We start from the raw sequence: 22,224 nt of genomic DNA on the forward strand, positions 1-22,224 counted from the left end.
CCCCAGCACCGGCTGCCCGTTCTCGACCCGGATAGTCATGCGCAGGCTGTCGTGCCGTGCGGTGAGGGCGACGAGCGCGGCACGCAGGGCACTCTCGTCGAGGTCACCGTCAAGGCCGAGGGCGGCTGTGATGTTGTAGGTGGCGGCATGCTCCCCGTCTTCGAGCTCTGCGAGGAACCAGAGGCGCTGTTGCGCGAAGGAGAGGGGGAGCGTGTCGCGATCTTCGCGCCGAACAATCGGCGGCGGTGGTGTGCCGCGGCGGTCTGCTTCGATGGCTGCGGCCTGTGCCGAGAGTGTGGGGTGCTCGAAGATCAGGCGCAGGGGGATGTCGGTTCCGAAGGCGGCGCGGATGCGGGAGAGCAGCTGCGTTGCCAGCAGGGAATGACCGCCAAGATCGAAGAAGTTGTCCGAACGGCCGACAGCGCCAGTCTTCAGCACGTCGGCCCAGAGGCCCGCGAGCAGCTCCTCGCCAGGCGTCGCAGGCACGCCGGATCCGCGACGCTCAACCATATCCGGCACGGGGAGGGCTTTGCGGTCGAGTTTGCCTGTGACGGTGAGGGGCAGGGCATCGAGCACCATCACTTCTGACGGCACCATGTAGCCGGGGAGGGCGGTCTGTAGCTCCCGCCGGAGTGTCGTGCCATCGAGGCCTGAGCCGGTGACATAGGCGATAATGCGGCGATGCTCTCCTTCGCCTGCGAGGATGGCGACGGCCTCCTCAACGTCCGGCCGGGCACGCAGGGCTGCCTCGATCTCTCCGAGCTCGATGCGGAAGCCGCGGAGTTTGATCTGATGGTCTGTGCGTCCGAGATAGTCGATGGCGCCAGACTGGTTCCAGCGGCAGAGATCGCCTGTGCGGTAGAGCCGCCCGAGGGTGTCGTGCGTGATGAAGCGCTCTTCTGTCAGCTCCGGCTGTGCCAGATATCCGTCGGCGAGGCCGTCACCGCCGAGATGCAGCTCGCCCGGGATACCGGCGGGGACGGGATTGCCGTCCGGATCGAGGATATGCGCCACGGTGTTGGCGATGGGATGGCCAATGGGGATCGAGGCCGCGTCCTCGGGAACCTCCGTGATGTGATGGCAGACTGCGAATGTGGTGCATTCGGTCGGCCCGTAGCCGTTGAGAAGCCGGGTCGGCGGTTCGGCCTCAAGCACGGCACGGATCCATCGTGGATCGAGTGCCTCGCCACCGACCAGCAGGGTATCGAGTGCTGCAAAGAGGCTCGGGTCGATCTGGGCCATCCTGTTGAACAGGGCGGCGGTCAGGAACATCGTATTGAACCTGCCTTCGCGCAGCAGAGTAGCGAAGCGTTCTGTATCGAGGATGTCGTCGCGCTGCAGGAGTTCGATAGCGGCACCGTTGAGCAGTGCCCCCCAGATCTCGAATGTCGCGGCATCGAAGACGGGTGTCGCGGCCTGAGCGATACGATCACCGGGTTTGATGTCGATATAGTCTGTGTTGCGGACGAGGCGTGTGACGGCGCGCTGGGGCACCATGACGCCCTTGGGACGCCCCGTGGAGCCGGATGTGTACATGACATAGGCGAGGCTTGAGCCGTCGCTCTGTCCCGATGGAACATCCGCATCGCAGGCGTCGATCTCGTCCGTGTCGCGATCCAGCAGCAGCAGGCTGTGCCCGCCTTCGGGCAGCACGTCCGCTAGCGCCTCGTGGCTGAGAACGAGCGTCACCTCTGCCTCTTCAAGCATGTATCCGAGACGATCTGCCGGCAGGTCCGGGTCCAGCGGCAGATAGGCAGCCCCGGTCTTCAGGGTCGCCAGCATGGCGGTGATCAGATCAATGCCACGTGGCAGGCAGAGCCCGATGACGGCGCCCGGCGCCGGATCAAAGCGCTCGGCGATATAGGCGGCCAGGCGGTTTGCCCGCGCATCAAGCGCGGCATAGGTGAGTGTCTCGTCTCCGAAGCGGAGAGCCGTTGCATCGGGCGCCGCCTGCACCATCTCGCCGAAGAGTTCCGTGAGCGCAGCATCACGGGGATAGGGGCTCTCCCCGCCGCTCCAGTCCGCGATCTGGTTTCGCTCCGCGCGGGTCAGCAGGGGCACGGTGCCGACCGGCGCCTCGGGCGCTGCCAGGACGCCTTCGAGAAGCCGTTCGAGATGGCTGCAAAGACGCTCGATGGCCGTCTTGCTGAAAAGGCCGGTGCTGTAGGTGAGGTTAAGGACAAGGCCATCACCATGCTCAGCGAACTCGAAGAGCAGGTCGTATTTCGCCGCTTCCTGTCCGGCTTCGAATTGGCTGATCCTCAGATCAGCGACCTGTGCTTCCGCCGCAGGAACGTTTTGCAGGGCTACCAAAACATCGAAGAGCGGGGCCCGTGTGGCATCGCGCTCGACGCCCAGCTCACCGATCAGCTCTTCCAGCGGGCAATGCTGGTGATCGAAGGCCTCATAGGCTGTGCGTGCGACTTGATCGAGCAGAGCCGTGAAGCCCGCGCCGGGATCCACCTTGTCCCGAAGGGCGACGACATTCATGAACAGGCCGACAATCGTCTCTAGCTCCGCCCGGTCGCGCCCGGCGACGGGGGTGCCGACAATGATGTCGCGTTGGTGGCTGTAGCGGTAGAGCAGCAGTTTGACCAACGCGGTCAGCGCCATGAAAAGGGAGGCGCCATGCCGGGTGGCCAGGGCTTTCAGGCTGCGGACATGGATCGGGTCGAAGTCGCACCGGCGGCTGGCTCCCGGCGGCTGGACCCGGCGTGGTCCCGGCATGTCGGACGGGAGCTCCAGAAGCGTCGGGTCCGCCAGTTTTTCCAGCCAATAGGTTCTGGCCGCCTCCATGGTCCGGCGTGCATCCGGTGCCCGCTGCCGGATCGCATAGTCCCCGTATTCGAGCTGCGGTGCCGGCAGGGCGGGCTCTGCCCCGTTCGCGATGGCCTGATAGCGCAGGGCGAGTTCCTGCTGCAGCAATTCGAGCGACCAGGCGTCGGCGATGATGTGATGGATGATCAGCGCGAGCGCCCAGTCTCCGTTCCCGAGTTTGCACAGCCGCACCCGCCAGAGCGGAGCCCGGGCAAAATCGAACGGGGCCGCCATGTCGTTCTGGAGAAGGGCGCGGCAGGCGGCGTCCGGATCGGAAGCGTCGCTGAGATCTCTTTCCATCAGCGGTGGGGCCAAGTCTGATTCCACGATCTGGCGCAGCGCGTCGTCCTGCATGATGAAGCGGGTCCGCAGAATGTCGTGCCGCGCCATCATGCCCTCGAGGGTGGCTGCAAGGGCCGCCGTATCCAGCGGGCCGCGCAGCCTGAGGGCGCGGGTAATGACATAGGCATCGGCGGACCGGTCCATCTGGGACAGGACCCATATACGTTGCTGCGCGAAGGATGCGGGGTAGGATGTTTCCGGCACGTACGTGGAGAGAGCGGAGGTTTCGGGAGACGGGGATGGGTCTGCATCGAGCACATCCGCCCCGGAGCCGCCGACTGGTAAGAGTTCCGGCGTCGTCATGAGAGACCTCCCGCTTCGTCCAATTGCGCGGACGCGTGCTCCCGCCGGGCGCCGCGTGCGGTGAGCACCCGGGCGAGGCCGCGCACGGTGCCGTCCGGAAACAGCTCCTGGAGCCTCGCCTCGACACCGAAGTCCTGATAGACGCGCGAGAGCACGCGGATCGCCTTTAGGGAGTCGCCGCCGAGATCGACGAAACTGTGCGTCACGCTGACTTTCTGCAGCTCAAGCACCTCGCCCCAGAGTGCGGCGAGGCTGGTCTCGGTATCGTTCGCAGGGGCAATACAGGGCGCATCCTGGTACAGCAGGTCGGCAGGCAGGGGCAGGGCGCGCCGGTCGATCTTGCCGTGCAGATTCAGCGGGAACTGCTCCATCTGCACATAGTGCGCGGGCTGCATGGCAGGGGGCAGCCAGTCCGCCAGATGGTGCCGGATATCGGCGCCGGTGAGGGCCGGGGCGGCCATGAAATAGGCGGTTAGGCCAAGCGCTCCCGCTGTCGAGCGGTGCGCGACGACGACGGCGGTCTCGATCCCGGGGTGCTGCAGGATTGAGGCTTCCACTTCCGCCAGCTCGATCCGGATGCCGTTGATCTTGACCTGCTGGTCCTTCCGGCCGAGCAGCTCGACCGTATGGTTCTCCAGATAGCGGCCGATATCCCCGCTCCGGTAGATGATGTCGGGCGTGTCCGGGGTGAGGGGGTTCTGGACAAAGCTCTCGGCCATCAGGTCAGGCGCGCCGAGATATCCCTTGCTCATGAACGGCGTCTTGATGAAGACCTCGCCGATCTCGCCCGGATCGCAAAGCTCACCCTCCTTGATGACCAGCAGCGCGCTGTTGGGGAGCGGGGTGCCGACCGGCACCATGCGGCCGGGCTCGTCCGGTGTCTCCGTGATCCGGTGGAACGCCTTGGCGAGGGTCGTCTCGGACGGGCCATAAAGATTGGTGAGCTGGATGCGCTGCCCCATCAGCGCGTGCCAGCGCTGAATATCGGCGCCGTAAAGCGGCTCTCCCGCCAGAAGCACGTGCTGCAGATCGGGCAGGCGCGCGTCGGGCGACGCTCCGGCGCCGAGTTCCGCCATGAGCTGGCGGAACAGCGAAGGCACGCAATGGACCAGAGAGACTTTTGCGGTCTCCAGCCAGCTCAGCAAACGGCGGCTGTCGGTGCGGACTTCATCCGGCGGGATACAGAGTGTTCCACCCGCCAGCAACGGCGCGAGGATATCGCGCAGGCTGACATCGAAGGTGGCGGGCGCGAGCTGGCTGACCCGGCTCTCCGCGCCGAGACCGAACTCGCTGATCTCCCAATGCAGGAAATGACTGAGGCCCTTCTGGCTGCCGAGGATCGCTTTCGGCATGCCGGTCGAGCCGGAGGTGAAGACGATGTAGCTTGCGTCGTCTCCTTCTACCGTGAGTTCAGGGTTCTCCGGCCGGTCGACGGACAGCTCCGCAAGGGTGCAAACCGCAAGACCGGGCGCCAGCTCCATCGGCCTGTCGGAGATTGCGAGCACAGGATCGGCGATGGAGAGGATCTGCGCCTGCCGCCGGGGCGGGGCCGCCGGGTCGAGTGGCAGGAACACGCCGCCCGCCTTGGCCACCGCAAGCAGAGCGATTACGTAATCCACGCCGACTGGCATCGACAGGGCAACGACATCACCCCGGCCCAGCGCGTGCTTTTCCGTCAATCCGTGAGCGGCCCGATTGGCGGCTTCGTTCAGCGCCGCGTAGGTGATCGTGCGACCCGGTTCCTCTATCGCCGTCCGGCTGCCGTTCGCGGCGGCGACATATTCGAAAACGCGGTGCGGAATCAACTTACTCATGCGTGTTTTCCTCGCGGGCTCACAGAGGGGGGACATCGAAGCACTCCCGGAAGAGTTCGAAGGAGAGGACGATCATCAGAAGGTCAGGCTCGAAGGTTGTGTTCAGCCGGAAGCCGGGCTGCCGATAGCGGGTCTTCAGACGCTCAACCGTGTCGGCGTCAAAATACCCGGCGCGTTTGATCCGTTCATGGCTCAGCAGATCCTCGACCCAGTCGGCGCCGTCCTGCAGCAGCGACGCGCTGGAGGGGGCGACAAAGCCGAATTTCTCGCGCTTGGTCACTTCCGGCGGCAGGCGGTGCGCGGCGAGACGGCGCAGTGGGTATTTCTCGGTCATGTCCTGCACGAGGCAGTCGGGCGGCGCTGTCCGCACCCACTCGATGACCTCGGGATCGAGAAACGGATAGCGGGCCTCGACCGAATGGGCATAGGCCACCCGGTCGCCGTGATCGGAGAGCAGATGGTCGGCGAGGCGGAGCTTGAAATCCGCATAGGACCTCTGGTGAAGCGGATGCCGTCCGATCATCTTTGAGCGGTCGAGCAGTGCGCCTTGGCAGCAATCGAAGGAGGCAAGATCGGCGGCGATTTCGGGCGCGTAGAGCGCGGTCTTGATCTCCGCGAAGGCCCCGTAGTCGCGCTCGTAAAAGAAGTCGGGGTCGCCCCAGAGCCGTTCCTGGGTTTCGCGTGCGTTTTGCGCCTCAAGGCTGAAATCGCCCGCCCCCGCACGGCGTTGCCGGTCGAGACGGTAGCCGACATAACCGCCGAACAACTCGTCCGCGCCCTCGCCCGTGAGGACGACCTTGAGGGCGTTGCTGCGCACCAGATCGGAGAGGGCGAGCGAGCAGGTGTTATAGGATTCCTTGAGCGGGGCCTCGGCGTGCCAGACGGCCTGCCGCAGTCGGGTCCGGATCGCCTCGCCGTCGAAGATTTCCGTGTGGTGCCGCGCACCGACCTGACGGGCGACCAGATCTTGCGGCGCGCGCTCGTCGATCAGCCGGTCGGTAAAGCCGATGGAGAAGGCATGACGTGCCCGGTTCAGGTTGTTTGCATGATCGTGCTCGCAGATCAGGGCGGCGATCAGCGAGGAGTCGAGGCCTCCGCTGAGATAAAAACCGACATCGACATCGGCCTGAAGGCGCCGGGAAACAGATCTCCGCAACCGCTGATCCAGATCGTCGTAATCGGGCTCGGCCGCCGGATCGAGATCCTTTGCCATCGGGTAGTCGAGATCCCAATAGGGCTCGGAGGTTACCCTGCCATCTTCCAGCGTCAGCAGGTGGCCGGGCGGCAGACTGCGGACGTCGGCGAAAAGGCTGTTCGGGCTCACCGGGCCGGGGAAGGTCAGCACCTGGTCGAGGCCTGTCAGATCGACCTTTCGACTGACCATCGGATGTTCCAGGAGAGCCTTGATCTCGGAGGCGAAGAGCAGCATTCCGTCGCGGAAGACATAGAAGAGCGGCGCAATCCCGGCCTGATCCCGGCCAAGCAGCAACCGACCGCGCGTCCGGTCATAAAGGACAAAAGCGAATTGGCCGTTCAGCCGCGAGACGAAGGACGGGCCGAACTCTTCATAGAGATGCGGTAGCACTTCCACGTCGACCCGGGCGCGGAAGCTGTGACCGCGCTGGATCAGCTCGTCGCGCAGCTCCCGGTGATTGTAGATCTCGCCGTTGCAGACGACGGTGATCGCGTCGTCCTCGTTCCGGACCGGTTGCTCGCCGCCTTCCAGATCGATGATAGCCAGCCGGCGAAAGCCAAGCGCAAGACCGGGCTCGGTCGTCACCGTTTCGCTGTCTGGCCCCCGGTGCGCCAGGGTGGCGGTCATGCGCCGGAGAAGCGCCATGTCGAAATCAGCGGGCGCGCCCGGGCGATGGCATCCAACAAAACCGCACATCCCTAGAACACCTCGTCGAGATTGAGCGCGCTGGAGAGGAACGCGGCTTTCGCTGTGGCGGCCTCGGAAGCGGCTTCTCCGGTCCGCCTGCCGAGCCGTGCACAGAGGGCGCGGACGCTTTGCTCCGGGTCCGCCGCGAGGCTCCGGAGCAGGGTCAGATATCCGTCGGCAAGCCTCTGTACCGCCGCCGCTTCGTGCCGGTCGGTGTTGTAGGCGAACTCCATGGCGAGGCCGGAGGGAGCGTCGTTGACCATGACGTTCAGATCGAACAGCGTTGTGTCGTTCTCGGCCATGAAACTCTCAAGCTTCAGATCGCCAAGCCGCAGGTTCAGGTCCTGGCTCGGCATCAGATTGAGCATGACGTCGAAGAGCGGCTTGCGCCGTTCGCCACCGGGGGAAGAGAGGTCCTCTACCAACCGGTCGTAAGGGTAGGACTGATGCGCAAAGGCGTCGGTCACGGTGGTGCGGACCCGGCGCAGCAAATCCTTGAAGCTTTCACGCCGGGTAATGCGATCCCGCAGAACCAGGTTGTTGAGATAGAGCCCGATCTGGCCGTCGAGTTCCGCCACCTCGCGGCCCGCGACAGGGGTCCCGATGACGATATCTTCCTGGCCGCTCGCCTGGTGAAGCAAGACCTTGAAGGCTGCCGTCAGCACCATGAACAGCGTGACCTGTTGCTCGCGGCACAGATCTTCCAGACGTCGCCGGTCCTTACGCCCCAGGGTGACGAAAACCTGCCCGCCGTCGAAGCCACGATTCCGGCCGGTCGAGCGGCGATTGCCGAGATCCAGCGCCGGTATCTCGCCCTGCAGCTTATCCAGCCAGTAGGCGCGGTGGTGTGCCATGGCCGGGCTGTCGATCTGCTTGTTTTGCCAGACCGCGAAATCCCGGTATTGCAGCATCAGCGGCGGAAGAGTCGGCGCGGCTTTGTCGCGCAGCGCGCTGTAGGACCGGTGCAACTCGCGCATCAGGACATTCAGGCTGAGACCGTCGCAGACGATGTGATGCAGGCTGATCAGCAGCACATGATCTTCGTCCGACAGGCGGAGCAGCTCGACGCGCAGAAGCGGTGGCTGGGCGAGATCGAAAGGCCGTCGGGCTTCGGCTTTGGCGGCGTCGCGCGCAGCCTCGACGGGATCACCTGCACCTGAAAGATCGCGGACGGGCAGCATGAAGGGCAGGCCGCTGCGCACGATCTGACGCGGCTCGCCCTCCCGTGTTGCAAAGGCTGTCCGGAGACTTTCGTGGCGATCGACGATACAGGCGAACGCCCCCTGCAGCGCCTCCGTATCCAGTGGCCCGCCAAGACGCATGTTGTAGGCCATGTTGTATGCGACCGAGGCGTCGCGGGATTGCGACAGGATCCAGAGCCGTTTCTGACCGTGGGTCAGGGGATAGTCTTCGGCGGGTGCGGCTGGAGTGATGCTCTCCGCCTCTTCAGTTTTGTCTTTCGGCGCGTTGTCTTCCGCGATCAAGGCGCTGAGCCCGGCCACGGTCGAATTTTCGAAAAGGGTTTTAATCTGGAGGCGGCTGCCGAAGCGCCGGTTGATCTGCGCCATCAGTTGCGTGCCGAGCAGGGAATCCCCGTTCAAGGCAAAGAAGTCGTCATTCGGGCCGATTTTCTCGAGGCCGAGAACCGCGCTCCAGATCGACGTCATGATTGCCTCCGCACTGCTATTCGCATCCTCGTTATCGGAGGAAGAGACGGTCTTTTCCTCCGCATCGGGGAGGCGTGGGGCGTGCTGGCGTGCGATCCGGGCCGGAAGATCGCTGGTTGAGACCGCGATCTGACTGGTGAAGAAGCTGTTGAACAGCAGCTCGAACGCGCGCGTTCCTTCTTCCGCCGTGATCGATGCCTCGCGCAGCCGGCATTCGAGCGCGGATCCGCTGGCGCGTGTCGTCTCGAAATCCCATCCGTCCCAATTGACGCTGATCCAGTCCGCGTTGCCCGCGCGTTGGCGGTCCCGGGCAGTGGCGTCGAGGATGCTGTTGGCTGCTGCGTAAGCAGCGAAACCGAGTCCGCCCAGCACGGCAGAGAGGGAGGAGAACAGCATGAAGAAATCGGGGGGCGTTTCTTCGAAGATCTCTTCGAGAACAGCCAACCCGTCGACCTTGGCGTGGAACTCCCGTGCCCGCTCGGCAGCGGTGAGTGCAGCGATTTCGCGATAGCTCTCGGAAGCGGACAGGGTTGCTGCGTGGATGACCCCGTCGATCCGGCCGAACGCGGCCTCGGCTCTGGCCTTGGCGCCGCGCATCTCTTCCGGATTGCCGACATCGGCACGGAAGGTGATGACGCGGCCACCGTTCCGTTCGATTGCGGCGATATGCTCGGACTGTGCGTCCGTTGGGGCGGAGCGACCGATCAGCACGAGCCGGGCTTCGGCGCGTTCCGCGAGATAGGATGCCAGCAACAGGCCGATCCGGCCAAGGCCGCCAGTGATGAGATAGACGCCCTTGTGGCGGAGCCGGTTCGGCAGGCTTTCTTCCGGTGCGCGGGTTGGCGTGGGCTCGAATACCTGACCCCACTTGTAGCGGCCGCGCAAAGCGATGCGCCTTTCCGTGCCGGGGGTGGTCAGCACGCGGAGCAGCGCGTCGAGGCTTGTTTGCCGCGCCGCTTCGTTATCGCCCGGATCGACAATGTCGACACTGCGGCAGGAAATGCTCGGGAATTCCTGGGGAATCACCATGGCCGGGCCCATTGCGGCGGCGGCGTGCGGAGAAAGCTCTTCCTCGCCGTACACATCTTCCACGCCGCGGCAGACGAGTGTGATTTCCGCCTGCTGTCCGGTGTCGTGCTCCGAAAGTGCCTTGGCTGTTGCAATCAGGCTCTGGAAGACGAAGCCGTCCTGGTCCGGATCGTCCGGCACGAGAGACCATAGATGCACGATGCGGGCAGGCGTTTTCCCATCGCGGGAAAGGGTGTTCAGCATTGCGATGAAATCCTGATGCGCTGTCGGGCGCACCAGGAAGGAGTCGGCTGTGAGGTTGAAAAAGCCGGGGCCTCTCCGGACCGTGACGACATGCTCGCCCCGCGCCCGCAGACGTTCGGCCAGGGCGAGCCCGAGCCCGTCACCATCGCCAAGCAGGAGCCATGGGGAGTCATTCTCGGTGGCGGCGTGTCCCCCGTCACCCCAGGGCAGCCGTTTCCAGGTTGGGCTGTAGAACCATTTGGCGATATCCGCCCGTTTCCCGGTCTCCGGCTCCGGCGCGGCGATTTCGGCGGTGGCTCCCGCATCGACCCAGTGGCGGGCACGTTCGAACGGGTAGCCGGGCAGCGGTACCCGGCCGCGCTCCGCCTCCGAGAAACTGTCCCAATCGACATCGATCCCCGCGCACCAGAGCGCGCCGAGGCTGGCGAGCAGGACTTTGTGGTCTCCTGTCCCGCTTCCAGCGGGCGGCAGGGAAGAAAGGGTTCGTATCTTCGGTCCCGCGATGCGGCTTGCCATGCTTGCCAGCGCCCGGCCTGGTCCGATCTCCAGGAACACCGCATCGGGATAGTCTTTCAGCACGCATTCGATCCCGTTGGAAAAGGCGACCGGCGCGCGCAGATGGCGCAGGTAGGCGGCGGGATCGAGTGCCTCTTCGGCCGTGATCCAGGTGCCGGTCACGTTGGATACGTATGGGATTGAGGGCGTGTTCAGCGTGTGGCGTTCGAGCTCGCGCGCGAAATCCTCCAGGATCGGGTCCATCAGGGCGGAATGGAATGCGTGGGAGACAGCCAGCCTTTGCGCCTGATGACCCGCTTCTTCGAGCCGCCCGGAAAGGGCGTCGATGGCATCGCCGATCCCGCTTACCACGCAGCGGTCGGGTGCATTGATGGCGGCGATCTCCAGCCCGTCGCCGATAAATTCCTCCAACTCCCGGGGGGGCAGCGCGACCGCCAGCATGGCGCCGGGCGGCGCGGATTGCATCAGGCGGCCGCGCGCGGCGACAAGTGCTAGCGCGGTATCAAGATCCATCACGCCGGAAAGGCAGGCGGCGACATATTCGCCGAGGCTGTGGCCGATCAGCACAGACGGCTCCACGCCCCAATGACGCCAGAGAGCGGCAATCGCGTACTCGACGGCGAAGAGGGCGGGCTGGGCGAAGGCCGTCTGCCGCAGCCGGTCTGCCACCTCTTCCTCGTCCGCTTCCGGTTCGGGATAGAGCAGGCCGCGCAGATCCAGTCCGAGATGGGGGTGCAGGCGGTCTGCGCAGTCATCCATTGTGGCTCGGAAAACCGGCTCGTCCCGGTAGAGTGCCCGAGTCATGCCCGGATACTGGCTCCCCTGTCCGCTGCAGAGGAACACGATGGGCGGTGCGTTTTCTGGTGTGGCGGAGAATGCCTCGGCATCGGTACGGAGCAACGCCTCGCGCGCTTCCGCGATGTCACTGGCGACAACGGTGGCGCGGTGGCTGAAAGCCCGGCGTCCGCATTGTAGTGTGAAGGCTGCATCGCCAAGGGGCTCTTCCGGATGCGCTTCGAGCCAGGACGCTAATTCCTGAATGCGTTCGGCAAGAGCCTGTTCACTCCGCGCACTGACCGGCAAGAGCTGGAGCGGGCGCGCGTCGGGAGAGACCTCTTTCTCCGGCGCTTCCTCTAGAACCACATGAGAGTTGGTGCCGCCGATCCCGAACGAGCTGACGCCAGCCCGCCGTGGCGTGCCATCTGCCGACGCTGACCACGGGCAGAGAGTGTCGTCCACAGTGAAGCTGGAAGCGGAAAGGTCGATTTCCGGGTTCGGGCGCTTGAAATGCAGGCTCGGCGGAATTTCTCTGTGCTGTAGTGCCAGCGTCACCTTGATCAGGCCCGTAATGCCGGCGGCCTCGTCCAGATGGCCGAGATTGGTTTTGACCGAACCCAGATGTCGTTCCGTGTCGCTGGCGCCGAAAATCTCGTTGAGTGCTGCAATCTCGATCGGGTCGCCGAGCGGGGTGCCGGTGCCGTGGGCTTCGATATAACCGATGCTCGCGGGGTCGACCTCTCCGACCTCCTGCGCTTCGGCGATGACCCTTGCCTGACCGTCGACGCTGGGCGCGGTGTATCCGGCCTTGTGAGCGCCGTCATTGTTGACGGCAGAGCCCCGGATGATTGCGTGAATGCGGTCGCCGTCGGCCACAGCGTCGGCCAGGCGCTTGAGAACCACGATGGCCGCCCCGTTGCCGCCGACAGTCCCCTTGGCGTCGGCATCGAAAGCGCGGCAGTGGCCGTCGGGGGAGAGGATCCCGCCCTCCTGGTGGAGATATCCCATGTCCTGCGGAACCTGGATCGACGCCCCGCCCGCCAGTGCCATGTCGCACTCGAAGCCGAGCAGGGACTGGGCGGCGAAATGCACGGCCACGAGCGATGTCGAGCAGGCGGTGGTGATGCAGACGCTGGGGCCCGTAAGGTTCAGCTTGTAGGAAATCCGGGTCGCCAGATAATCCTTGTTGTTGCCGATCTGCAGCGGCAACTCCCCGCTGCCGACGAGGGCGGCGCGGTTTGGGTAAAGGTTGTTGAGCAAGTAGCTGCTTGGCCCGCAGCCGACATAGACCCCGATGCTGCCGTCATAGCGTTCCGGGTCATGGCCGCTGTTTTCCAGCGCGTTCCAGGCCAATTCCAGCATGACGCGGTGTTGCGGATCGGTGATGCGGGCCTCGCTCGGCGGCATCTGGAAGAAGGCTGAGTCGAACATTTCAATGTTGGCGAGCGCACCGTTCACCGGCACATAACCGGGTTGAGCGGAAAGCTCTTCAGGAACACCCGCGGCGCGCAGGGCATCCGGATCGAAACGTGTTAGCCCCTCGCGCCCCTCGCGCAGGAGCTGCCAGAGGGCTTCCACCCCGTCCGCCTGCGGAAAACGCCCCGCCATGCCGACGATCGCGATCAGGTCCCGCTCCGGAACTGTGTTTTCTGCCGTCATCAGGGTCTCGCTCCTTGTTGCTTGCCACGTGTTCGCGATGCTTTTCGTCCGCGCGCGGCCCCGCGCCGTTTTGCCGCGCGGTCGGTGCCGTCGCTGGCGGCCTTTGCTCCGCCGGAGCTCTCTGCCGAAGCTTCAAGAGCCGCGGCCAGGGCGGCCGGTGTCGGGTGCTGGAACAGCAGGACGATGTTCAAATCGCGTCCCAGAAGGGCCTGAATGCGGGCGCGGGCGCGAACGGCGAGTACGGAATGCGCGCCGTGTTCGAACACGTTCTGTTCGACGCCGAGCCCCGGATGGCCGAGCAACTCGCGCCAGATGGAGAGAACTTGTTCTTCCATCTTGGTGCCCGGCGCACGTCCTGCCTCATCGACCGAGATCGTCTCCGGGTCGGGCAAGGCGCGATGGTCGAGCTTGCCGTTGATCGTCAGCGGCAGATGCTCAAGCGCGATGAAGCGGGACGGAACCATGTAGGCGGGAAGTTGTGCCTGCAGGTGCCGGCGCAGGTCCTCGGCGGTGGGAGGTGCCTCGTGCGGCACGTAATAGCCGACCAGGGATTTGTCGCCGTCCCGCTCATGGATGGTGACCGCAGCCTCCCGGACGTCCGGATGCTGGTTGAGGCAGGCGGAGATCTCGCCAAGCTCAATGCGGAAGCCGCGTATCTTCACCTGGTTGTCGAGACGGCCGAGATATTCAAGCTCGCCATCATTGCGCCGCCGCACCTTGTCGCCGGTCCGGTAGAGCCGTTCGCCGGGCCGGAAGGGATTTTCGATGAAGCGCTCGGCCGTCAGATCCGGTCGGTGCAGATAGCCCGCGGCAAGGCCGGCGCCGCCGACAAGCAGCTCGCCCGGAATTCCGTCTGGCACGGGTTCCAGAGCGTCGTTCAGGACATAGAGCTGCAAGTCGGGGATCGGCTCGCCGATCAGGCTGGCCGATCTTCCCGCGTCGGAGGCGGAAAGCGGCCGATAGGTCACGTGAACCGTCGTCTCGGTAATGCCGTACATGTTCACGAGTTGTGGAGAGCTGTCGCTGCGCCGCTCGAACCAGGGCCGCAGCATCGTCGGGTCAAGGGCCTCGCCGCCGAAGATCACGTATCTGAGGGCCAGCGCGGCGGTCTGCTCCGGGTCTGCCTGCAGCAATTGACGGAAGGCGGAAGGGGTCTGGTTCAGAACCGTGACCTGTTCCCGCTCAAGCAGCTCAAGGAAGCGGTCGGGGGCGCGGCTGACATCGTAGGGAACGATAACCAGCCTGCCGCCATGCAGAAGCGCACCCCAGCTTTCCCAGACAGAGAAGTCGAAGGCGAAGGAATGGAATAGTGTCCAGACATCTTCGGGGCCAAAGCCGAACCAGTGATCCGTCGCCGTGAAGAGACGCATCGCGTTGGCATGGGTGATCACGGTGCCTTTCGGCTGCCCGGTACTGCCCGAGGTGTAGATGACATAGGCCGCACGGTCGGGGCTTTGCGGAATGTCCGGATTGCTGTCTTCCTCAGTGTCCCGAGTGTTGGGCTCGTCGAGCAGGCAGAGCGCGCAAGTTTCCTCATTGGCGAGCGAGGCGAATTCGCGGCAGGTGACCAGGACCGGTGCCTGCGCATCTTTCAGGATGAAGTCGAGGCGCGCCGCCGGGGCGTTCGGGTCCAGCGGCAGATAGGCTCCGCCGGCCTTCAGGATGGCGAGCATCCCGACGATCAGCTCCGGACTGCGCGGCAGACAGAGTCCGATCAGTGGTGCTGCGCCGCCGTCGGGTATGTTGATCAACGTGCTAAGGCGGTGGGCCAGACGGTTTGCCTGCCTGTTCAGTTCCGCATAGCTCAGCTGTGTTTCGCCATCGCTGACCGCGATCGCGTCCGGGCTGGCTTCTGCCTGTGCCTCGAACCAGCCTGTCAGGCTTTGGTGAGGCGGCGCGGCCGGTATCTCGGAGACGGCTCTGGCGAGCAATGCCGACCGCGCGTCGGGGGTAAGAAGCGGCAGGCGCCCGATGGAATCGTGCGGGGTTTCGAGGGCGCTTTCCACGAGCGTCATCCAACAGGTGAGCTGCCGCGAAATGCTGGCTTCTTCGAACAGATCGCGGTTGAAGCGGAGTTCCACCTGCAGCCCTGTATCGGTCTCTGCGAAACTCCAGAGCTGGTCGAACTGGGTCGTGCCGTAATCGAGCGAAAGGGAGGAGACATCCAGGCCGGGAAGATCGAAGGCGACATTCTCCGTGTTCTGGAACGCGACCATCACGTCGAACAGAGGGTTGCGGCTCGGGTCACGCGGCACGTTGAGGTCGCGCACGATCTCGTCGAACGGATAATCCTCATGGGCATAGGCCGCGATGGAAGTCCGCCGCACCCGGTCGAGAATGTCAGAGAAGCTTTCCGCCCCGCTCATCCGGTCGCGCAGGACCAGTGTGTTGACGAAGAAGCCGATCTGATGCTCCAGGTCGACATGGCCGCGCCCGGCGGCTGGCACGCCGATGCTGATATCGTCTGCTCCGCTGATCCGGTGCAGGAAGGTTTTCACCAGTGCTGTCAGGACCATGAAGAGGCTCGTGCCGTGTGCCCTGGCGAAGTCGTTCAGAGCATCCAGCGTGCCCGCGTCGAGTGTCTGCCGGAGTTTCCCGCCGTTATAGGTTTTGACCGGTGGTCGCGGGAAATCGGTCGGCAAATCCAGCGGCGGAGGCAGGTCGCCCAACTCGTCGTGCCAGAAATCGCGATGCTCCTCGGCCCGTTTGGCGAGGCGCCCGGACTGCCAGGCGACATAGTCGCGGTGCTGGATCAGGAGTGGCGGCAGGTTTGCGTTGCGGCCTTCGGTTTCAGCCCTGTAAAGCGCAACGACCTCTCGGACCAGCACGTCCATGCTCCAGCCGTCCGAGACGATGTGATGCATGTTGAACAGCAGCACATGATCGTCCGCGCCGAGCCGGAGTAGATGCAATCGGATGAGTGGCGCCTGTGTCAGGTCAAATCCCCGCTCCGCATCGGCAAGGGCACGTTCCCGCGCTGTTTCGAGCGGGTCGGGCGCATCGCTCAGGTCGACAAGCTCGACGGGTGGCTCACCCAGCGCCTCGACCCGCTGGCGCAAAGTGCCGTCACGTTCAATGAAAGAGGTTCTGAGGCTTTCGTGGCGCGCTATGACGGAGCCGAAGGCGAAACGAAGGCTCTCCACATTGAGCAGTCCCCGGACCCGCAGGCTGTCGACCATGTGATAGGCCTCGCCTCCGTCCATCTGGGAGAGGAACCAGAGGCGTTGCTGCGCATAGGAGACAGGATAATCTTCCGCGTCGGGCAGTTTTTCGATCGAGGCGGCGTCGGCGTCCTCCTGCTGGTCGAGCAGCTCCGACAGGGCCGCGATGGTCGGGTTGTTGAAGATATCGCGCAAGGTCAGCTCCTTCCGGAGACGGTCCTGCAGACGGCTGAGCACCTGTGTCGCCTTGAGGCTGTGCCCACCCAGCTCGAAGAAATTCTCCTCCGTGCCCGGCGGTGCGATGCCGAGCACTTCGGCCCAGATTTCCTGCATGGCGGTTTCGGTCGGTGTGGCGGGCGCGGATCCCATGCCTGAAGCAAGCGTCTGCACCCGCGGTGCCGGAAGCGCCTGCCGGTCGACCTTGCCGTTCGGCATCAGCGGGAAGCGATCCATCACGACAAAGCCGGACGGGATCATATGCTCCGGCAGACTGCCTTTCAGTTCCTGGCGTAGCCTGGGCAGCAGGTGACGGGTAAAGCTTTCGCTCAGCGGGTTGTTGGTCAATCCGGCGAAGGGATCGTCCGACGGCAGCGAAGACAGAGTCTCCGTCTTCTCCATCAGACTGGACCAGGCGCCGGCGATTGGTACGTGGCTCTTCGGCCGGACCAGCACTGCGAGCTCCCCGCAGTCGCTTTCGGGCTCCCAGAAGATCTCGACCGACACCGGCAGTGTCTCCTGCAGTCGCCAGAGAGTTTCGGGGTCGAGCCCCTGTCCCGCAGCCGCTGGCATCTGTTTCCGTGCCGCTTCGACCGTATCGGCCGGCTCCGCCTCGTCGAGCCAATCGAGCAGAGTGCGCATCTCGTCGAGCCGCCCATTGGGAATGTTGCGAAGCGCGAGGAGAGCAGGCTCCGTCTCAAGCCGGTTCCGGATTTCGTCCAGACCGGGGCAATCGATCCGCCAGTCCTCCCAGTCGATGGGCGCTCGCGCAGCTGAATCTGTTCCGACGCGGATCACCACGTCATAGCGGAAGCAGGTCATCTCGTTATGGACCGCCCCGCGTTTCGGCCGGATCTCCACACCCGCGACACGCGGCAACATCCGGCAGAGCAATTCGAAGAATGCGGGCGCCACGGCAAGCTCCTGCTCGCGGGCCAGGTGGTCCTCGATCCGCTCCGAAAGGTCGGCAAGGGTGAGGTCTGGCTCTGCCTTGAAGCATTGCACGGCGCTGTGATAGCCGCGCAGAAGCGGCAGACTCCGAACGTCCCCGACGAAGATCGCGCCACCCTCGGCGCACCGCTCGACGGCTTCACGCAGGACGGTCAGCAGATAGTCGTGGTTCGGGAAATACTGGATCACCGAATTCAGGACGAGAGTATCGAAGCTGCCCGGTGCGATCCCCTGGAAATCATCGGCGGTCTGCGCACGCAGCTCGGCCCGGCTCAGTCCCTCGACCGGGAGCCGGTTTTGCCGGACCCGTAGTTGCTCGATGGCGACCGCTGAAAGATCGGTGCCGAGATAGCTCTCGCATTCCGGCACGAGGCGGTAGAGCAGCAGGCCGGTGCCGCAGCCGATTTCCAGCAGGTGCTTCGGGGCAACTTCGAGGATCCGCGAAATTGCGTTATCCACGCATTCCCGCATTTCTTCCGCCGAAAGCGGCTCGCCAGTGAAGGTGCTGTCCCACCCGATCGTGTTGAAGGTGGCATCCTCTTCGGCGACGCTTTCGTCCGCGTAGCTGGCCTCGTGCAACTCCTTCCAGAGCGCGACCTGATCCTGCATCAGCTCCGACGCCTCGGCGCTTGGCATCCGGACCTGCAGATAGGCGGCGAGACGGCGCTCGCCCCCAGGATCCTGATAGTCCTGGACCAGAACTTCGCGGATCTGCGGATTGCGGGCGATGGCCGCTTCGATCTCGCCCTGCTCGACCCGGAAGCCCCGGATTTTCACCTGCCCGTCAATACGGCCGAGATATTCGAGATTGCCGTCAGGCCGCCAGCGCCCGAGATCGCCGGTGCGATAGAGTGTGCTACCGAAGGTCTCATCAGTGTGGGGATTGGCAACGAACGCCTCGGCGGTCAGCTCCGGACGGCGCCAGTATCCGTCCCCGACACCGATGCCGCTGACACAGATCTCGCCGGGCACGCCAATCGGCTGCAGCTCGAGTGACTCTCCCAGGACAAGCACGGAGATATTGTCGACGGGCATGCCGATCGGAACCGTGACCTGTTCGGCCGGAAGCGGTACGTCGATCACGCTCTGGCACACATCGTCTGCGGCTTCTGTTGGGCCGTAGGCATTGATTAGCGGGATATCCGGCCAGATCGACAGCCAGCGATTTACAAGAGCAACCGAGACGGCCTCTCCCGTAACCATCGCCGCGCTCAGATCGGGCATCGCTCTGCGGTCGTCCGGCAGGCCGTCCGCCTCGTTCATCAGGCTTTCGAGAACCACGGGCACCAGCTCGATCAGGCTGACGTGGCTTTCCCTTATCAGGGAGAGCAGGGCGCGCGGCGAGGCAACTGTCTCGAAATCCGCGAAGACAACACGGCCGCCGACCAGGAGCGGCCCCAGGCATTGCCAGACCGAGATATCGGAGGATGCGGGCGCGCTTTGCAGGATGGCACCATCGGCGCCGAAATCCAGCAGGCGGAACTCCGCAAAGATATGGTTTAGCGCTCCCTCGTGACGCACCAGCGCGCCTTTCGGCCGCCCCGTCGAGCCCGATGTATAAAGCAGGTAGAGCGGATCGCGGGGGCCGCTGGTGACAGATGGGTTTTCGTCCGTTTGTGCGGAGAGTGCGCTCGCCATATGCACCCGGATCCCGACCGGGCTGTCCCCCAGTGTTGTCTTGCCGCCGACGAGAATCACATCGCCGACAGTCTCCGGCAGGCCATCTTCCGCAAGTGTCGCGAGACTGTCCCCGTCTGCCACAAGTATGGCGGCGGTGCTGTCTTCCAGCATGTGACGCAGCCGGGCCCCCGGATACGCTGTGTCGAGCGGCAGGAACATTCCCCCCGCCTTGATGATTCCGAGCACACTCGCGAGATAGTCGAGGCCGCGCAGCACCAATATGGCGACCGGGTCTCCCGGCGCGATATCCAGTGCGATCAGAAGATTTGCGAGCCTGTTCGCGCGCCGGTTCAGTTCCGAATAATCGAGGCGGATTCCGTGCGCCTCGGCCGCCACGCGCTCCGGCGAGGCGGAGACCTGGCGCTCGAACGCTTCGGCGACACTCTGCGCGACCGGATGTATGATGTCCGGTCCGTTCGACAGCGCCAGGATCGCCGCCCGCTCGTCCATCTCCATCAGGGGCAACGCGTCGATCCTCGTCTCCGGTGCCTCTGTGATCGCCTGCAACAGCACCGTGAAGTGACCGACCATGCGCTCGACCGTGTCATGGTCGAAGAGGTCGCGGTTGTATTCGATCACGCCCTGCAAGCCGTCATCCATGTCCCAGAAATCCAGAACCAGATCGAACAGGGCAGCGCGCCGGTCGATATGGACGGGGCTCAGTTGCAGGCCTTCCACATCGCTTTGTTCGAGCGGCATGTTCTGCAGCGCCATCATGACCTGGAAGACCGGATTGCGGCTGAGGTCGCGGTCCGGCTGCAACTCGTCGACCAGATGCTCGAAGGGAAGATCCTGATGCGCATAGGCGTCGAGCGCTGTCTGCCGGACCTGATCCAGCAGGCCTGGAATGTCGGCGTTGTCGGACAGCCTCACCCGCAGCGCCAGCGTATTGACAAAGAAGCCGATCAGCTCCTCGCTTTCGGCCCTGGTGCGGTTGGCGATGGGGGAGCCGATGACGATGTCGTCCTGGCCGCTATAGCGGTACAGCAGCGTGGCGAAGCCGGCCAGCAAGGTCATGAACAGGGTGACGTTATGCGTCCGGCTCAACTCTTTCAGCTTGTCGCGTGTCTCCGCGCCGATGGTGAAGCGCAGGCTGCCGCCCCGGAAACTCTGCACCGCCGGGCGTGGCCTGTCCGTCGGCAGGGAAAGCATGGGCGGTGCGTCGGCAAGCTGGTGTCGCCAATAGGAAAGTTGCTGCCCCAAGACGTCACCGCGCAGCCAGTCGCGCTGCCAGGCGGCATAGTCGGCATATTGGACTGGCAATGGCGGAAGCACTTCCGGGGCGCCATGCAAATGGGCTTTGTAGGCTTGAGCGAGCTCGCGGGTCAGGACGTTGAGCGACCAGCCGTCGATGATGATGTGATGCACGGTCAGGAGCAGGACATGCTCTTCCGGCCCCAGGATGACGAGTTCCGCGCGCAGCAGAGGCGGTACGCCGAGATCGGTGAACGGCGCGCGGGCGGCCCTTTCCGCCTCTGCCAGCATCGCGGTCTCGCGTGCGTCCGCCGGCGTTCCGGTAAGGTCGATTTCCTGCAAGGGCACGTCGAGATGGTCGAGGATTACCTGAACAGGTTCCCCATGGGCGTTCCGGAACGCGGTACGCAGCACCTCATGGCGCGCGACCAGTTGGTCGAATGCCTGTTGCAGCGCGGTCCTGTCGAGCTGGCCCTTGAGGCGTAGCGCGAGTGGTGTGTTGTAGAACGGGTTGTCCGGCTCCAGTTCAGCGAGGAACCAGAGGCGCTGTTGTGCGAAGGAGAGGGGGAGCGCGCTCTGATCCGAGCGTCGGACAATCGGCGGCGGTGGCGTGCCGCGGCGGTCTGCCTCGATGGCGGCGGCCTGTGCCGAGAGGGTTGGATGCTCGAACAGCAGGCGGAGGGCGATGTCGGCACCGAAGGCGGCGCGGATGCGGGAGAGCAGCTGCGTTGCCAGCAGGGAATGACCGCCGAGATCGAAGAAGTTCTCCGACCGCCCGATGGCGCCTGTCTTCAGCACATCCGCCCAGAGGCCGGCGAGGAGTTCCTCGGCAGGGGACGCGGGAGTATCTGCATCTGCCCGTTCCGCCACAGCGTCTGGTTCTGGCAGCGCTTTGCGGTCGAGTTTGCCTGTGACGGTGAGGGGCAGGGCGTTGAGCAGCATGACCTCGGAGGGAACCATGTAGCTGGGGAGAGCGGTCTGGAGTTCCCGCCGGAGGGTTGCACCGTCGAGACCTTCACCCGTGACATAGGCGACGATGCGGCGATGCTCTCCTTCGCCAGCGAGGATGGCGACGGCTTCCTCGACGTCCGGTCGGGCCCGCAGGGCGGCCTCGATCTCTCCGAGCTCGATGCGGAAGCCGCGCAGCTTGATCTGATGATCGGTGCGCCCGAGATAATCGATGGCGCCGTCCTGGTTCCAGCGGCAGAGATCGCCCGTGCGGTAGAGCCGCCCGAAGCTCGGATGGTCAATGAAGCGCTCTTCGGTCAGCTCCGGCTGTGCGAGATACCCGACTGCGAGACCGTCACCGCCGAGATGCAGCTCACCCGCGATGCCTGCCGGCACGGGATTACCGTCCGGATCGAGAATGTGCGCCACGGTGTTGGCGATGGGATGGCCAATGGGGATCGTGGCCGCGTCCTCAGGAACCTCCGTGATGTGATGGCAAACCGCGAATGTGGTGCATTCGGTCGGCCCGTAGCCGTTGAGAAGCCGGGTCGGTGGCGCGGCCTCAAGCACGGCACGGATCCATCGTGGATCGAGTGCCTCGCCACCGACCAGCAATGTGTCGAGCTTTGCAAAGAGGCTCGGGGCGATCTGCGCCATCCTGTTGAACAGGGTGGCTGTGAGGAACATCGTATTGAAGCGGCCCTGCCTTAGAAGCTCGGCGAAGCGATCCGGATCGAGGATGTCGTCACGTTCGAGGAGTTCGATGGCGGCGCCGTTGAGGAGCGCGCCCCAGATCTCGAAGGTTGCAGCGTCGAAGACGGGTGTCGCGGCCTGCGCGATGCGATCACCGGGTTTGATGTCGATATAGTCTGTGTCGCGGACGAGGCGTGTGACGGCGCGCTGGGGCACCATGACGCCCTTGGGGCGTCCCGTGGAGCCTGAGGTGTACATGACATAGGCGAGGCTGGCGCCGTCGCTCTGCGGCGCTGGAACATCCGCATCGCAGACGTCGATCTCCGCCGCGT

The 22,224-nt window shown here is 64.6% G+C and carries 5 protein-coding genes; all 5 read right to left on the reverse strand.

Going from position 1 to position 22,224, the window contains the following annotated elements; genetic code table 11:
• On the reverse strand, positions 1 to 3,462 hold a 3,462-nt coding region (locus IG629_RS20680; RefSeq protein ID WP_193173812.1), incomplete at its 3' end, for a non-ribosomal peptide synthetase.
• Complete coding sequence (locus IG629_RS20685; RefSeq protein ID WP_193173813.1) at positions 3,459 to 5,276, reverse strand: non-ribosomal peptide synthetase; 1,818 nt, start codon at positions 5,274 to 5,276, stop codon at positions 3,459 to 3,461. The genes IG629_RS20685 and IG629_RS20680, both read right to left, overlap by 4 nt.
• Before the next feature lie 19 nt (positions 5,277 to 5,295).
• Positions 5,296 to 7,167 (reverse strand): asparagine synthase (glutamine-hydrolyzing), encoded by a 1,872-nt coding sequence (gene asnB / locus IG629_RS20690; RefSeq protein WP_193173814.1) that lies wholly within the window; start codon positions 7,165 to 7,167, stop codon positions 5,296 to 5,298.
• Positions 7,168 to 7,169: 2 nt separating this feature from the next.
• Positions 7,170 to 13,049: a type I polyketide synthase gene (locus tag IG629_RS20695; protein WP_193173815.1), complete on the reverse strand. Its 5,880-nt coding sequence runs from the start codon at positions 13,047 to 13,049 to the stop codon at positions 7,170 to 7,172.
• On the reverse strand, positions 13,049 to 22,213 hold the full coding sequence (locus IG629_RS20700; RefSeq protein ID WP_319025144.1) for a non-ribosomal peptide synthetase: 9,165 nt from the start codon (positions 22,211 to 22,213) through the stop codon (positions 13,049 to 13,051). Before IG629_RS20700 ends, IG629_RS20695 begins: the two co-directional genes overlap by 1 nt.
• Between the last annotated feature and the right edge of the window lie 11 nt (positions 22,214 to 22,224).

The organism is Nisaea nitritireducens (assembly GCF_014904795.1).
Lineage (GTDB): Bacteria > Pseudomonadota > Alphaproteobacteria > Thalassobaculales > Thalassobaculaceae > Nisaea > Nisaea nitritireducens.